Below are 14,254 nucleotides of genomic sequence, written 5' to 3'. Positions count from 1 at the left end.
CCGGTCGGCAACGCTCAGTGCAACGGGCGGAAGTGGCGCTGGAGTCCCGACCACACGTCGTCGTACCCGGGTTGCAGATGCTCCGCCCGTGCCGCCTGTGCCGTCAGGGTCACCGGCCAGCGTGTCTCGAACATGAACGCCAGCCCGTCGTCGATCCGTTGGGGCCGCAGCTCGGCCGCGCTCGCCCGGTCGAAGGTCTCCCGGTCGGGTCCGTGCGCGGACATCATGTTGTGCAGCGAGCCGCCCCCCGGCACGAAGCCCCCCTTTCCGGCCGTCTTCGCGTCGTACGCGCCCTCGACCAGCCCCATGTACTCGCTCATCACGTTCCGGTGGAAGTACGGCGGCCGGAAGGTGTCCTCGCCCACCAGCCAGCGCGGCGCGAAGACGACGAAGTCGACGCCCGCCAGGCCCGGAGTGTCCGACGGGGACGTCAGCACCGTGAAGATCGACGGGTCCGGATGGTCGTACGAGATGGTGCCGAGGACGTTGAAACGGCGCAGGTCGTAGGCGTACGGGACATGGTTGCCGTGCCAGGCGACGACGTCGAGCGGAGAGTGGTCGTAGACCGCCGTCCAGAGGTTGCCGCAGAACTTGTTGACGACCTCCACCGGACCCTCGACGTCCTCGTACGCCGCGACCGGCGCCCTGAAGTCCCGTGCGTTCGCCAGTCCGTTGGCGCCGATCGGGCCCAGGTCGGGGAGCTGGAAGGGGGCGCCGTAGTTCTCGCACACGTAACCGCGGGCCGAGGCGTCCAGCAGTTCCACCCGGAAGCGCACCCCGCGCGGGATGAGAGCGACGTGGCCCGGTTCGACGTACAGCAGGCCGAACTCGGTGCGCAGCAGCAGTCCGCCGGTCTCCGGGACGATCAGCAGCTCCCCGTCGGCGTCGCTGAACACCCGCTCCATCGAGGAGTCGGCGTGGTAGAGGTGCACGGCCATGCCGGTGCGCTGTGTGGCGTCGCCGTTGCCGCCGAGGGTCCACAGGCCCGCCAGGAAGTCCGTCCCGGCCGGGGGCTCGGGCAGCGGGTCCCAGCGCAGCCGGTTGGGATCCGGTACGGATTCTGTGAAGGGTGCCGTGCGGATCGGGCCGTTGTCGGCGGGCGTGAACGGGGGATGCGCCGCTGACGGGCGGATGCGGTACAGCCAGGAGCGGCGGTTGTGGGCGCGGGGCTCGGTGAACGCCGTACCGCTGAGCTGCTCGGCGTAGAGGCCGAGGGGAGCGCGCTGCGGGGAGTTGCGGCCCTCGGGCAGGGCGCCGGGGACGGCCTCCGAGCTGTGCTCATTGCCGAAACCGGTGAGATGGGTCAGCCCTTCGGCGGCCTTCCGGGCGTCCCCGCCGATGTCCCCGTCGATGCCCTCGCTCACGTCCCCGCTCATCTGCGCTCCCTCGCTTCCTCACTCCCGATCCCGCATTCCTATGCTTCACCGTAGGATTCGGTGTTCGCGGGCGCAAGAGGGCGGAAAGCCAGGGGCACGGTTCACCGGACCGCCGCGGAACGGCATGATGAAGGGCGTGCCCCCAGCTACCTCGCTACGTCGTGCGCCCGTACAGCGGCGCAGTGCCGAACGGCTGACCCGAATCCTCGACGCCTGCGCCGACCTCCTCGACGAGGTCGGCTACGACGCCCTGAGCACCCGCGCGGTGGCGATACGCGCCGGCGTCCCCATAGGTTCCGTCTACCGCTTCTTCGGTAACAAGCGCGCCATGGCGGACGCGCTGGCCCAGCGGAACCTGGAGCGGTTCATCGCGCGTGTCACCGAGCGGCTGCGGGAGCTGAGCGGGGGTGGCTGGCGCGAGGCCATGGACGCCGTGCTCGACGAGTACCTGGTCATGAAGCGGACCGCCCCCGGGTTCTCGCTCGTCGACTTCGGCAACCAGATCCCGGTCGGCAAGCGCGACGCCGAACCCAACCACCGCGTCGCCGACACCCTCACCACCCTCCTCGCCGACGTCATCGGCCGCGCACCCGACGACGACCTGCGCCGTACGTTCCTGGTCGCCGTCGAGACCGCCGACACCCTGGTCCACCTGGCCTTCCGGGTCGCTCCGGAGGGGGACGAGCGGATCATCGGGGAGATGCGGGAGCTGCTGCGGGCGTATCTGGCGCGCGTGCTGGACTGACGCACCCGCACTCACGTGGGCGTCGGGCGGACGGGCTCGCGGGTTTGCGACCTCACCCCGTTGAAGGCCTCCCCTCCATCCGTACCGGTCGGTATGCTCGGCCTCAGTCTCCAGCCGTGCGTCAACGCTGCCGCCACCCTCCGGGAGGACCCGTGTCCAGCCCCACCGACTCCCGTACCGCCCTGCGCGTGTGCCCCCTGTGCGAGGCCACCTGCGGACTGACGCTCACCATCGAGAGCGGCCGGGTCACCCGGGCCCGCGGTGACCGCGACGACGTGTTCAGCCAGGGGTTCATCTGCCCCAAGGGCGCCTCCTTCGGGGCCCTTGACAGCGACCCCGACCGGCTGCGCACCCCCCTCGTACGACGCGACGGCGAGCTGCGCGAGGCCACCTGGGCGGAGGCCTTCGACGCCGTCGCCGCCGGAATCCGGAGCACTGTCGAGCGGTACGGGGCGAACTCCGTCGGTGTCGTCCTCGGGAACCCGAACGTGCACACCGTGGCCGGGGCGCTCTACCCGACCGTGCTGCTCGCCGGCCTCGGCACCCGCAGCATCTTCAGCGCCTCGACGGTCGACCAGATGCCCAAGCACGTCTCCAGCGGGCTGCTGTACGGCGACGCCAACGCGATCCCCGTACCCGACCTCGACCGCACCGACCATCTGCTGCTCATCGGCGCCAACCCCCTTGAGTCCAACGGGAGTCTGTGCACCGCACCCGACTTCCCCGGCAAGCTCAAGGCCCTCAAGGCGCGCGGCGGCACGCTCACCGTCATCGACCCGCGCCGTACCCGCACGGCCAAGCTCGCCGACCGGCACATCGCGATCCGCCCCGGTACGGACGCCCTGCTCCTCGTCGCGATGACGAACGTCCTCTTCGACGAACACCTCGTCGACCTGGGCGAGTTGGCGCCGCATGTCGTCGGGGTCGACGAACTCGCCGAGTCCGTACGGGACTTCACTCCCGAGGCTGTCTCCGAAGCGTGTGATGTGGACGCGGACGCCATCCGTACCCTCGCCCGGGAACTCGCCGCCGCGCCCACCGCCGCCGTCTACGGCCGCATCGGCAGCTGCACCGTCCCGCACGGCACCCTCGCCAGCTGGCTGGTCGACATCCTCGACATCCTCACCGGCAACCTCGACCGTCCCGGCGGCGCCCTCTTCCCGCAGGCGGCCACCGACAGGACACCCCGGCCGGCCGGGCCCAGCCACGGCTTCGCGCTGGGCCGGTGGCGTTCGCGGGTCGGTCAACACCCGGAGGCGAAGGGTGAGTTGCCGCTCTCCGCGCTCGCCGAGGAGATCGACACCGCGACCGCGGAGGGCGAACCGATCCGGGCGCTCATCGCCGTCGCCGCCAACCCCGTCCTCTCCGCGCCCGACGGCAACCGGCTCGACAAGGCGCTGGACTCGCTCGACTTCATGGTCAGCGTCGACCCCTACCTCAACGAGACCTCGCGCCACGCGCACGTCGTCCTGCCGCCGCCCCCGCCCTCGCAGAGCCCGCACCACGACTTCGCCCTCAACACCCTCGCCGTCCGCAACCAGGTCCGCTACAACCGCCCCGCGGTCCCCCTGGAGCCGGGCAGGATGGCCGAGACCGAGATCTTCGCGCGGCTGATCCTGGCCGCGACCGGAATGCACGGCGCCGACCCCGCCGCCGTGGACGCCATGGTCATCGACCAGACCCTCGGCAAGGCCGTCAAGGAACCCCACTCCCCGGTCCACGGCCGCGATCCGCAGGAGCTGGCCAAGTCGCTCGACGGCGACACCGGCCCCGAGCGCCGCCTCGATCTGATGCTGCGCCTGGGCCCGTACGGCGACGGCTTCGGCGTACGACCGGACGGCCTGAGCCTCACGAAACTGCTCGCCCACCCGCACGGCATCGACCTCGGAGCACTCAAGCCACGCCTGCCGCAGCCCCTGAAGACGCGCAGCGGACGGATCGAACTGCTGCCGGGGCCCATCGCCGACGACCTCCCCCGCCTCCGCCAGGCCCTCCGCGAGCGACCCGCCGGGATCGTACTCATCGGCCGACGCCACCTGCGCTCCAACAACAGCTGGATGCACAACGTGCCCGCCCTCACCGGCGGCACCAACCGCTGCACCCTGCACATCCACCCCGAGGACGCCGCCCGCCTCGGAGTCGAGGACGGCGCTCCCGTACGGATCAAGGGCGCCGGAGGAGAGGTGGTGGCCCCGGCGGAGATCACCGACGTCGTCCGGCGCGGGGTCGTGAGCCTGCCGCACGGGTGGGGGCACGACCGGCCCGGCACCCGGCTCGGGCACGCCGCCGTCGACCCCGGAGTCAACGTCAACCAGCTCCTCGACGGCAGTCTGCTGGACCCGCTGTCGGGCAACGCCGTACTGAATGGTGTACCCATCGATCTCGCGCCAGCAGGCACAACGCTGTGACCTGGAGTTTTGCGCTTATTGCTCGCACGTCAACATCTTGTTAAGACTTGCGTGGGCGCCCTAACGTCATCGCACTGCCGACTCCGGTGGGAGTTCAAGGGCGAACGTTAGGTAACCCACTCATGTTGACCATCCTGGGCTTCACGATGATCGCGACCTTCCTGGTCCTGATCATGATGAAGAAGATGTCGCCGATCGCGGCGCTCGTACTGATCCCGGCGCTGTTCTGCGTCTTCGTCGGGAAGGGCGCCAAGCTCGGTGACTACGTCATCGACGGCGTCACCAGCCTCGCCCCCACCGCGGCGATGCTCATGTTCGCGATCGTCTACTTCGGTGTGATGATCGACGTCGGCCTCTTCGACCCGATCGTCCGAGGCATCCTCAAGTTCGCCAAGGCGGACCCGCTGCGCATAGTCGTCGGTACGGCCCTGCTCGCGGCGATCGTCTCCCTCGACGGCGACGGCTCGACCACCTTCATGATCACGGTCTCGGCGATGTACCCCCTGTACAAGCGCCTGAAGATGAGCCTCGTCGTGATGACCGGTGTCGCCGCGATGGCCAACGGTGTGATGAACACCCTGCCGTGGGGCGGCCCGACGGCCCGCGCCGCGACGGCCCTGAAGCTCGACGCCAGCGACATCTTCGTCCCGATGATCCCGGCCCTCGCCGCCGGCCTCGCCTTCGTCATCGCCCTCTCGTACGTCCTCGGCCGCCGCGAGCGCAAGCGGCTCGGCGTGCTGACGCTGGACGCGGTCCTGGTGGAGGAGCCGGAGCAGGAGACGGAGACGGTCCTCGCCGGTGCCGGTTCGGGTGTCAAGTCGGCCGTGGGCTCCGGTGCGGGCAACTCGGCCGCGCCGACCGGCGGTTCGGCCGCCGAGGCCCCCACGGCCGGGGACAGCGACGATGACGACGACGACCGGATGCTGAAGGTCCTCGACCCCAACCGCACCACCCTGCGGCCCAAGCTCTACTGGTTCAACGCGCTGCTCACGGTCACGCTCCTCACCGCCATGATCATGGAGTGGCTGCCGATCCCGGTGCTGTTCCTGCTCGGTGCCGCGCTCGCCCTGACGGTCAACTTCCCGCACATGCCCGACCAGAAGGCCCGTCTCGGCGCCCACGCCGAGAACGTCCTCAACGTCTCCGGCATGGTCTTCGCCGCCGCCGTCTTCACCGGCGTCCTGACCGGCACCGGCATGGTCGACCACATGGCCCGCTGGCTCGTCGACAACATCCCCGACGGCATGGGCCCGCACATGGCCTTCGTCACCGGTCTGCTGAGCATCCCGCTCACCTACTTCATGTCGAACGACGGCTTCTACTTCGGCGTCCTGCCCGTCCTCGCCGAAGCCGGTGCGGCACACGGCGTCTCCCCGCTGGAGATCGCCCGCGCCTCCCTCATCGCCCAGCCCCTGCACATGTCCAGCCCGCTCGTCCCGGCCGTGTACGTTCTCGTGGGCATGGCGAAGGTCGAGTTCGGCGACCACACCAAGTTCGTGGTCAAGTGGGCGATCCTGACCTCGCTGGCGATCCTCGGGGCGGGAATCCTGTTCGGCATCATCTGATCCGCACGCGAACCGCACATTCGTCCGGAAGGACACGAACATGAGGCCCGGTGGGAACCGCGGCTGGCTGCTCCGCCTCGTCATCGCCTTCAGCTTCACGCAAGGGGCGGTGTCGATGGCCCGGCCCGCCGTCTCCTACCGGGCTCTCGCGCTGGGCGCGGACGAACGGGCGATCGGCGTGATCGCCGCCGCGTTCGCCCTGCTCCCGCTCTTCGCCGCCGTACCGCTGGGCCGCCGCACCGACCACGGCCGCTGCGCGCCCCTGCTGACCGTCGGCGCGCTCCTCATCTCGGGCGGCTGCGCGTTGGGCGCCACCGCCGACTCCCTTGCGGCGATGGCCGCGTGGAGCGGCGTGACCGGCCTCGGCCACCTCTGCTTCGTCATCGGCGGCCAGTCGCTCGTCGCCCGCCGGTCCGCCCCGGACGAACAGGACCGCAACTTCGGCTACTTCACCATCGGCGTCTCGCTCGGCCAGTTCATCGGGCCGATGGCGGCGGGCCTGCTGATCGGCGGCGAGGACATGGCGGCCAGCAGCGCCCGCGCCCTGCTCGTCGCGGGTGCGGTCGCCGCGTTCGCGTTCACGTCGTTGTGGCGAGTCGAGGATCGTACGGTCGTCAAGTCCCGTACGGAGCAAGGCGATCGTGTCCCCGTGCACCGCATACTGCGCACGCGGGGCGTACCGGCGGGCATCTTCATCAGCCTCGCCGTGCTGTCCGCGACCGACATCCTCACCGCGTACCTTCCGGTGGTCGGCGAGGACCGGGGGATCGCACCGGCCGTGATCGGCGTGCTCCTCGGACTGCGGGCGGCGGCGACGATCGCGTGCCGGCTGGTGCTGACGCCTCTGGTACGGCTGCTGGGCCGGCGCCGACTCCTCACTCTGACCTGTCTGTTGGGGGCGGTGCTGTGTGCGGGGATCGCGGTGCCGGTGCCGGTGTGGGGGCTGGCGCTGATGCTCGCGGCGCTGGGGTTCTGCCTGGGGGTGGGCCAGCCCCTGTCGATGACGACGGTCGTCCAGGCGGCTCCGGCGGGCGCCCGCTCGACCGCCCTCGCGCTACGCCTGACGGGCAACCGCCTCGGCCAGGTGGCTGCGCCGGCTACGGCGGGGATGGTGGCCGGGCTTACGGGGGTGGGAGCGCCGTTCGTGATGCTGGGGGTGTTGTTGGTGGTGTCGTCGGGGGTTTCGCGGGTCCGGAGCTGAGGGGGGTTGGGTATGGGTTTCCTCGCCCCCGCCGCCCCTACCCGTCCCATCCTCGGGGGCGCTGCCCCCGAACCCCCGCTCCTCAAACGCCGGAGAGGCTGACTAACCAGCCCGTCCGGCGTTTGAGGACGAGGCCGTTCAGGCCGAAAGGGGGGCCTGGGGGCGCAGCCCCCAGAAGGATGGGACGGGTAGGGGCGGCGGGGGCGAAGAAAGCTACGGCACCTCCCCAGCCGCCGCGGGCACCCGCTTTGCCACCCGTCGCCGCGACCGCGACACCGCCACCCCCGCCAGACACAACCCCCCGCCCGCCAGCGTGAGCAACCCCGGCACCTCGCCCAGGACCAGCCAGGACATCAGGACGACCAGTGCGGGGACCGCGTACGTGGTCGCGCCCATGCGGCTGGCCGTCGTGCGGGCCAGGGCGTAGGCCCAGGTCGTGAAGGCCAGCGCAGTCGGGAAGACGCCCAGGTAGATCATGTTGAGGGTGGCCGAGAGCGGCGCGTCGGCCGCCTCGCCGACCAGTTGCCCGGCGAACGGCAGACAGGTCAGGGCCCCGACCAGACAGCCGAACGTCGTCACCTGAAGGGCGCTCGCCCTGCCGAGCGCCGGTTTCTGCGCGACGACACCCGTGGCCCATGTCGCCGCCGCGAGCAGACACAACGCCACCCCGAGCACGGACGTACCGCCCCCGCCCGACATCGACAGTCCGACGGTCACTGCGCCCGCGAACGACACCGCCATCCCCGCGAGCAGCCTGGGCGGCATCGGGTCGCCGAGCAGCCGGGTGCCGAGCAGGGCTATGAGGATCGGACCGACGTTCACGACCAGGGCGGCCGTCCCGGCGTCCACCTGCTGCTCGCCCCAGTTGAGGACGACCATGTACACCCCGAACCACAGCACCCCCGAGATCGCGATCCCCCGCCAGGCCGACCGGGGCGGCAGCCCCTCCCGCCGTACGAGACAGATCGCCCCCAGCGCCAGGAACCCGGCGAGCATCCGCCCGAGGGCCAGCGCACCCGGCGAGTACGAGTCCCCCGCACTGCGGATCGACACGAACGCGGAGGCCCACAGCACCACGGTCACACAGGCCGCGACAGCGGCGAGCACCTCCGCACGAGGGGCCGTACGGGAGGGCAGAGAGGAGGACGGGGAGGAAGCCATCATGCTCCAGAGGCTAGGGAGGACAGGCGGCGAGGGCTCGCGATTTTCGGACGTGCGGCTCCCCAAGAGACGTACGGTCGTCGGTCGCTCAGCGCAGAGCCGTCGGCTCGATGCCGAGCAGCTCGGCGAAACGGCGTTCCCCCTCCGGGGTCACCCTCACCGCCCGTTCCGAGCCGATGCGTACGCACCAGCGGGCGTCGAGGGCGTGCCGGCACAGGGCCGCGCCCGCCGTACCCGCGAGATGGGCGCGGCGTTCGGTCCAGTCGAGGCAGGCGCGGGTGAGGGGGCGGCGGCCGGTGCGGTCGAGGTCGATGCCCGCGTCGGCGAACCAGCGCAGCCCGGCGTCCGTGAGCGCGAACCCGGTGTCCTGGCGCAGCAGTCCCCGTACGGTCAGCGCGTCGGTGAGGGCGATGCCGAGCCGTCCGGCGAGGTGGTCGTAGCAGGTACGGCCACGTGCCATCGCCGACCCGGCGCCGGACTCCCGCAGGGTGCGCGGGCGTTGGGCCTCGGAGGGGCCGACCTGGGCGGCCAGGTCCTCCACCAGCTGGGCCACGCGGGTGTCGGCCAGCCGTACGTAACGGTGCCGTCCGTGGCGCTCCTCGGCCAGCAGCCCACCGGCGACCAGCTTCCCCAGGTGCTCGCTGGCAGTCGACGGCGCGACCCCGGCGTACCGCGCCAACTCCCCGGCGGTCCACGCCCGCCCGTCCAGCAGCGCCAGCAGAAAACCGGCCCGCGTCTCGTCGGCCAGCAGCCCGGCCAGCGCGGCGAGCCCGGACGCACGGCCCGGTTTCCTCGTACCCGTCCTGGTCATGGGCCCAGCATGGGCCATGGACACTTCGGCGCCCACCGAACAGTGCGGAGCGCTCCGCTGGGGGTGCCGGGATGGGTCGGTGTCGTCGGTCGTCCGCGGCGCCGTCGTGGCTGGTCGCGCAGTTCCTCGCGCCCCTTCAGGCCCGATCTGCTCAGGCGGTTCGCTTCAGCCGCTCGTGCCGGGGTGGGGCGGTGTTGTCGGTTGTCTGCGGCGTCGTCGTGGCTGGTCGCGCAGTTCCCCGCGCCCCTTCAGGGCGCTGTCGAGCCCCCGACTTGGTCAGTAGGTTCGCTTCAGCCGCCCGTACTGTTGTGCCAACCCGTCCAGCAGCGCCGTTAGGCCCGTCTCGAAGGCGCGCTCGTCGATCTTCTCCTGTTGTTCGGCCAGGAGGTGCGCCTGCCCGAGGTGGGGATAGTCGGCCGGGTCGTACGCGCTTTCGTCGTTCACGAAGCCCCCGGCGAAGGAGCCGAGCGCGGAGCCCATGATGAAGTACCGCATCAGCGCGCCGATCGACGTCGCCTGGGAGGGTGGCCAGCCCGCGTCGACCATCCCGCCGTAGACCGCGTCGGCGAGGCGCAGGCCCGCCGGGCGGCGGCCGGGGCCGCGGGCCATGACCGGGACGATGTTCGGGTGGTCGCGGAGGGCGGCCCGGTAGGAGACGGCCCAGTCGTGCAGTGCGGTACGCCAGTCGCGGCCGTCCTCGAACATCGACAGGTCGACCAGCACGCTCACCGAGTCCGCGACCGCCTCCAGGATCTGGTCCTTCGTCCGGAAGTGGTTGTAGAGGGACGGCCCGCTGACCCCCAGTTCGGCGGCGAGCCGACGCGTGGAGACGGCCGCCAGCCCCTCCGCGTCCACGAGCGCCCGTGCCGTCTCGACGATCAGGCCGGTGCTGAGGAGGGGCTTGCGTGGTCGGGCCATGGCGCACATAGTAGGGCTGGGTCACGGAAACTAGCAGTGCTAATTTAATGGGTCCGGTGGAGGGTGGTGGGGTCTTGGTGAATCTGGGGCTCAGCGACGAGCAGGAGGCCGTCCAGCGGCTCGCCCGGGACTTCGTCGAGCGCGAGATCACACCCAACGTCGTTGAGTGGGACCGCGCCGAGGCCGTCGACCGGTCGATCGTGAAGAAGCTGGGCGAGGTCGGGTTCCTGGGGCTGACCGTCGACGAGGCGTACGGCGGCTCCGGCGGCGATCACCTCACGTACTGCCTGGTTACCGAGGAGCTCGGCCGTGGCGACTCGTCCGTACGCGGGATCGTCTCCGTGTCGCTGGGGCTGGTCGCCAAGAGCATCGCGCACTGGGGGAGCGAGGAGCAGAAGCGCCACTGGCTGCCCGGACTCACCTCCGGCGCGTACGTCGGCTGCTTCGGGCTGACCGAGCCGGGCACCGGGTCCGACGCGGGCAACCTCACCACGCGGGCGGTGCGGGAGGGTTACGAGTACGTCCTCAACGGCACCAAGATGTTCATCACCAACGGGACTTGGGCCGATGTCGTGCTGCTCTTCGCCCGGTCCACCGACGCCCCCGGGCACAAGGGCGTCTCCGCCTTCCTCGTACCGGCCGACACCCCCGGGCTGACCCGCCGTCCCCTCCACGGCAAGCTCGGGCTGCGCGGTCAGGCCACCGCCGAACTGGTCTTCGAGGACGTGCGCGTGCCCGCCTCGGCGATGCTGGGCCCCGAGGGCAAGGGCTTCTCCGTGGCCATGTCGGCGCTCGCGAAGGGGCGGATGTCGGTCGCCGCCGGGTGCGTCGGGATAGCGCAGGCCGCCCTGGACGCGGCCGTGCGATATGCGGGCGAGCGCGAGCAGTTCGGCGGGCCGATCGCCCGGCACCAGCTGGTGCAGGAGCTGATCAGCGACATCGCCGTCGATGTCGACGCCGCACGGCTGCTGACCTGGCGCGTCGCCGATCTGATCGACCGCGGTCTGCCCTTCGCCACCGAGTCCTCCAAGGCCAAGCTCTTCGCCTCCGAGGCCGCCGTCCGCGCCGCCAACAACGCACTCCAGGTCTTCGGCGGCTACGGCTACATCGACGAGTACCCGGCGGGCAAACTCCTGCGCGACGCCCGCGTGATGACCCTCTACGAGGGCACGAGCCAGATCCAGAAACTGCTGATCGGGCGGGCGCTGACGGGCGTATCGGCCTTCTGAGTACGTTCCTGAGTATCTCGGCGGATGTGGCGTGGGCCACGTCCGCCGACCCTTGTCCCCATGGACATGAACGAGAGACCCGTCAAGCAGCAGAACACGGCCGCCTTCTACGGCCAGGCCGTCGCGTCCTTCGCTGTCGCCATGGGCGCGACGGCCATCGGCATCTTCCGGTTGAACGCCGACGCCTGGGTGCGCGGCTTCCTCGCCATCGCCGTTCTGTATCTGGTGACCTCCTCCTTCACCCTGGCCAAGGTCATCCGCGACCGCCAGGAGTCAGGTCGCTGAGCGGGCAGGCTAAGCGCCCGCTCACCCACGGCGGTACAGTAGGGGGTCACTGTCGGTGGAAGGGGCGAACGGGCGATGAGTACGGCGGAGGAGATTGCCGGCGGCGAGGCGGCGCCGTGGGGCGAGGTGACCCCCGACGCGGCCCGGCGGCTGCTCATCGCCGCGGTGGAGGCCTTCGCCGAGCGCGGCTACCACGCGACGACGACCCGCGACATCGCGGGCCGCGCGGGCATGAGCCCGGCCGCGCTCTACATCCACTACAAGACCAAGGAAGAGCTGCTCCACCGGATCAGCAGGATCGGCCACGAGAAGGCCGTCGACATCCTGCGTACGGCGGCCAGGACCGAGGGCACCTCGACCGACCGGCTGGCCGAGGCCGTCAGCTCCTTCGTCCGCTGGCACGCCGGAGGCCGCACCACCGCACGGGTCGTGCAGTACGAACTGGACTCCCTCGGCCCCGAGGCCCGCGCCGAGATCCTCGCGCTGCGCCGCCAGTGCGACGCCGAGGTGCGCGGGATCATCGAGGACGGTGTGGAGACGGGCGAGTTCGACGTCCCCGACGTACCGGGCACGACGCTCGCCGTCCTGTCGCTCTGCGTCGACGTGGCCCGCTGGTTCAACGTCAACGGTTCGCGTACGCCCGACGAGGTCGGCGCGCTCTACGCCGACCTCGTGCTGCGGATGGTGGGGGCCGAGCAGGTCCTGGCAGGTTCTGGCGGGTCCTAGAGGTAGTAGCGCGACACGGACTCCGCCACGCACACCGGCTTGTCGCCGCCCTCGCGCTCCACGCTGAAGCCGACGGTGACCTGGACGCCTCCGGCGACGTCCTCGACGCCGTTGATCGTGGCGGTGGCGCGCAGCCGGGAGCCGACCGGGACGGGCGCGGGGAAACGCACCTTGTTCGTCCCGTAGTTGACGCCCATCTTCACGTTCTCGACCTTGATCAGCTGCGGCCCGAAGAGCGGCAGCAGCGAGAGGGTCAGATAGCCGTGCGCGATGGTCGTCCCGAAGGGGCCGGTGGCCGCCTTCTCCGGGTCGACGTGGATCCACTGGTGGTCGCCGGTGGCGTCCGCGAACAGGTCGACGCGCTTCTGGTCGATCTCCAGCCAGTCGGTGTACCCCAACTGCTCACCGACCGCCGCCTTCAGGTCGTCCGCGCCCGTGAAGATCCTCGGCTCTGCCATGTCCCGGCCTCCTCGCCATTTGTCTAAGCAACTGCTTAGCATGGTCGGCCGCGGTTTCCCTGTCAACGGACCGCGGCAAGCCGTCTTGGGTAGGGTTCGGGGAGTGCCCCAGATTCCCGAGAAGATCCATGAACTCACGGTCGGTCAGCTCGCCGCCCGCAGTGGCGCCGCCGTCTCCGCCCTGCACTTCTACGAGTCCAAGGGCCTCATCAGCAGTCGGCGCACCTCGGGCAACCAGCGCCGCTACAGCCGTGACGCGCTGCGCCGGGTCGCCTTCGTCAGGGCCGCGCAGCGGGTCGGTATCCCGCTCGCCACGATCCGCGAGGCGCTCGCCGAACTCCCCGAGGGGCGTACGCCCACGCGGGACGACTGGGCCCGTCTGTCCGAGAACTGGCGTTCCGAACTGGACGAGCGCATCAAGCAGTTGAACCGGCTGCGGGATCACCTCACCGACTGCATCGGCTGTGGGTGTCTGTCGCTGGAGGGGTGTGTGCTGTCCAACCCAGATGATGTGTTCGGTGAGACCAGGGCGGGGTCGCGGTTGATGGTGGAGAGGGGGGTACGTCGGACGGGTCGGACTTGACCGTTGTTGACTGCGGGCCGGTGGGGGCTGGTCGCGCAGTTCCCCGCGCCCCTAAAGGGCGCGTCCACGCCACGCCCGTTTGCCAATTGGGGGGTGCGGCATCCCCGGCGCACCCCCGTCGTGCTCGTGCTCAGGCCGACGCGAGCAGCAGCCGTCCGCGCCTGGACTCCGCCAGGGCCTCGGGGGTCAGTACGGGTCGCGGCACCACGATGCCGCACTCCGTGCAGACGGGACCCGACGACGGCTCATGGGCCAGGTCGTACTTCCAGGTGAGGCGCTCCCCGACGCACACCGGGCACACCGAGCCCGGTTCGCGCTCCAGGGCGGCGATCAGCCGTCGCAGCACCTCGGCCAGCGGTTCATGGGGATGTACCCCCGGGTCGTCGCACCAGGCCACCCCGAACCCACCCCAGGTCAGCCGATGCCAGTCGTCCACGCTCCCGGGCCGGCGCAGCCCGTCGAACTTCTCCTTCTTGCGGCGCTTCGCGAACTCCACCTCGTAGGCCAGCCAGACCGAGCGCGCTTCCTCCAGCTCGTCCAGTGCGGCCACGAGCCGCGCTGGATCGGGGGACCGGTCCTCAGGACCGAACCCGGCCCGGGAGCACAGATGGTCCCAGGTCGCCCTGTGCCCGTAAGGGGCGAACCTCTCAAGGCACTTGCGGAGCGAGTAACGCCGCAGTGCCAGATCGCTCCGCGGATCCCGCACCTGTCTCGCCAGACTCCGGAAACCGGCCATCGCCTTGCACCTCCGTCACACCTGCACCTGTACTTCGGTCACTTCGGCGTCG

13 protein-coding genes and 1 pseudogene are annotated in these 14,254 nt (G+C 70.8%); 8 read left to right on the top strand and 6 right to left on the bottom strand.

The window, feature by feature from the left end; translation table 11 throughout:
- Window positions 1–14: 14 nt before the first annotated feature.
- Window positions 15–1,340 (bottom strand): homogentisate 1,2-dioxygenase, encoded by a 1,326-nt coding sequence (hmgA, locus tag ACFYXF_RS41685; protein ID WP_389357842.1) that lies wholly within the window; start codon window positions 1,338–1,340, stop codon window positions 15–17.
- Window positions 1,341–1,503: 163 nt separating this feature from the next.
- Here hmgA and ACFYXF_RS41680 point away from each other — a divergent pair, with 163 nt between their 5' ends.
- The 4 genes from ACFYXF_RS41680 (at window position 1,504) to ACFYXF_RS41665 (ending at window position 7,295) form a co-directional block, all read left to right on the top strand.
- Window positions 1,504–2,121, top strand: a complete 618-nt coding sequence (locus tag ACFYXF_RS41680; RefSeq protein ID WP_389357840.1) for a TetR family transcriptional regulator — start codon at window positions 1,504–1,506, stop codon at window positions 2,119–2,121.
- Window positions 2,122–2,273: 152 nt separating this feature from the next.
- Window positions 2,274–4,529, top strand: a complete 2,256-nt coding sequence (locus ACFYXF_RS41675; protein ID WP_389357637.1) for a molybdopterin oxidoreductase family protein — start codon at window positions 2,274–2,276, stop codon at window positions 4,527–4,529.
- Window positions 4,530–4,651: 122 nt separating this feature from the next.
- Window positions 4,652–6,094 (top strand): CitMHS family transporter, encoded by a 1,443-nt coding sequence (locus ACFYXF_RS41670; protein WP_389357635.1) that lies wholly within the window; start codon window positions 4,652–4,654, stop codon window positions 6,092–6,094.
- Between the two features lie 40 nt (window positions 6,095–6,134).
- Window positions 6,135–7,295, top strand: a complete 1,161-nt coding sequence (locus ACFYXF_RS41665) for an MFS transporter (protein WP_389357633.1) — start codon at window positions 6,135–6,137, stop codon at window positions 7,293–7,295.
- A 213-nt stretch (window positions 7,296–7,508) separates the two neighbouring features.
- Here the strand turns inward: ACFYXF_RS41665 and ACFYXF_RS41660 are convergent, their stop codons facing one another.
- From ACFYXF_RS41660 to ACFYXF_RS41650, 3 genes are all read right to left on the bottom strand, one after another.
- The gene (locus tag ACFYXF_RS41660; RefSeq protein ID WP_389357838.1) at window positions 7,509–8,456 is read right to left on the bottom strand and encodes a DMT family transporter; all 948 of its coding nucleotides are present in this window, start codon (window positions 8,454–8,456) and stop codon (window positions 7,509–7,511) included.
- Between the two features lie 88 nt (window positions 8,457–8,544).
- Window positions 8,545–9,267, bottom strand: coding sequence for an ArsR/SmtB family transcription factor (locus tag ACFYXF_RS41655; RefSeq protein ID WP_389357631.1), 723 nt, complete (start codon window positions 9,265–9,267; stop codon window positions 8,545–8,547).
- A gap of 276 nt (window positions 9,268–9,543) precedes the next feature.
- Window positions 9,544–10,185, bottom strand: a complete 642-nt coding sequence (locus ACFYXF_RS41650; RefSeq protein WP_389357629.1) for a TetR/AcrR family transcriptional regulator — start codon at window positions 10,183–10,185, stop codon at window positions 9,544–9,546.
- Window positions 10,186–10,262: 77 nt separating this feature from the next.
- Between ACFYXF_RS41650 and ACFYXF_RS41645 the strand changes: the two genes are divergently transcribed.
- From ACFYXF_RS41645 to ACFYXF_RS41635, 3 genes and pseudogenes are all read left to right on the top strand, one after another.
- Window positions 10,263–11,414, top strand: coding sequence for an acyl-CoA dehydrogenase family protein (locus tag ACFYXF_RS41645; protein ID WP_389357836.1), 1,152 nt, complete (start codon window positions 10,263–10,265; stop codon window positions 11,412–11,414).
- Between the two features lie 66 nt (window positions 11,415–11,480).
- A pseudogene (locus tag ACFYXF_RS41640) lies at window positions 11,481–11,696 on the top strand (YiaA/YiaB family inner membrane protein); the annotation flags it as partial.
- Between the two features lie 78 nt (window positions 11,697–11,774).
- Complete coding sequence (locus tag ACFYXF_RS41635; protein ID WP_389357627.1) at window positions 11,775–12,425, top strand: TetR/AcrR family transcriptional regulator; 651 nt, start codon at window positions 11,775–11,777, stop codon at window positions 12,423–12,425.
- Here the strand turns inward: ACFYXF_RS41635 and ACFYXF_RS41630 are convergent.
- Entirely contained in the window at window positions 12,422–12,883 is a 462-nt protein-coding gene (locus ACFYXF_RS41630; RefSeq protein WP_389357625.1) for a MaoC family dehydratase, read from the bottom strand. The genes ACFYXF_RS41635 and ACFYXF_RS41630 overlap by 4 nt on opposite strands.
- Before the next feature lie 103 nt (window positions 12,884–12,986).
- On the opposite strand from ACFYXF_RS41630, the gene soxR reads away from it, so the two are divergent.
- A complete protein-coding gene (gene soxR / locus ACFYXF_RS41625) occupies window positions 12,987–13,466 on the top strand; it encodes a redox-sensitive transcriptional activator SoxR (RefSeq protein ID WP_389357623.1) in 480 nt (159 codons plus the stop codon).
- A gap of 130 nt (window positions 13,467–13,596) precedes the next feature.
- Here soxR and ACFYXF_RS41620 read toward each other — a convergent pair whose 3' ends face one another.
- The gene (locus ACFYXF_RS41620) at window positions 13,597–14,202 is read right to left on the bottom strand and encodes a hypothetical protein (protein ID WP_369034754.1); all 606 of its coding nucleotides are present in this window, start codon (window positions 14,200–14,202) and stop codon (window positions 13,597–13,599) included.
- Window positions 14,203–14,254 lie beyond the last annotated feature (52 nt).

The organism is Streptomyces sp. NPDC002680, from assembly GCF_042889145.1.
GTDB classification, from domain to species: domain Bacteria; phylum Actinomycetota; class Actinomycetes; order Streptomycetales; family Streptomycetaceae; genus Streptomyces; species Streptomyces adonidis.
This window is presented reverse-complemented; position numbering and strand designations above follow the sequence as displayed.

Excerpts from the sequence above, each read along its gene's own strand:
- ACFYXF_RS41650 (WP_389357629.1), bottom strand. The coding sequence starts at position 10,185 with ATGGCCCGACCACGCAAGCCCCTCCTCAGCACCGGCCTGATCGTCGAG.
- ACFYXF_RS41635 (WP_389357627.1), top strand. The coding sequence starts at position 11,775 with ATGAGTACGGCGGAGGAGATTGCCGGCGGCGAGGCGGCGCCGTGGGGC.
- ACFYXF_RS41620 (WP_369034754.1), bottom strand. The coding sequence starts at position 14,202 with ATGGCCGGTTTCCGGAGTCTGGCGAGACAGGTGCGGGATCCGCGGAGC.
- ACFYXF_RS41630 (WP_389357625.1), bottom strand. The coding sequence starts at position 12,883 with ATGGCAGAGCCGAGGATCTTCACGGGCGCGGACGACCTGAAGGCGGCG.
- ACFYXF_RS41655 (WP_389357631.1), bottom strand. The coding sequence starts at position 9,267 with ATGACCAGGACGGGTACGAGGAAACCGGGCCGTGCGTCCGGGCTCGCC.
- ACFYXF_RS41660 (WP_389357838.1), bottom strand. The coding sequence starts at position 8,456 with ATGGCTTCCTCCCCGTCCTCCTCTCTGCCCTCCCGTACGGCCCCTCGT.
- ACFYXF_RS41665 (WP_389357633.1), top strand. The coding sequence starts at position 6,135 with ATGAGGCCCGGTGGGAACCGCGGCTGGCTGCTCCGCCTCGTCATCGCC.
- ACFYXF_RS41670 (WP_389357635.1), top strand. The coding sequence starts at position 4,652 with ATGTTGACCATCCTGGGCTTCACGATGATCGCGACCTTCCTGGTCCTG.
- ACFYXF_RS41680 (WP_389357840.1), top strand. The coding sequence starts at position 1,504 with ATGAAGGGCGTGCCCCCAGCTACCTCGCTACGTCGTGCGCCCGTACAG.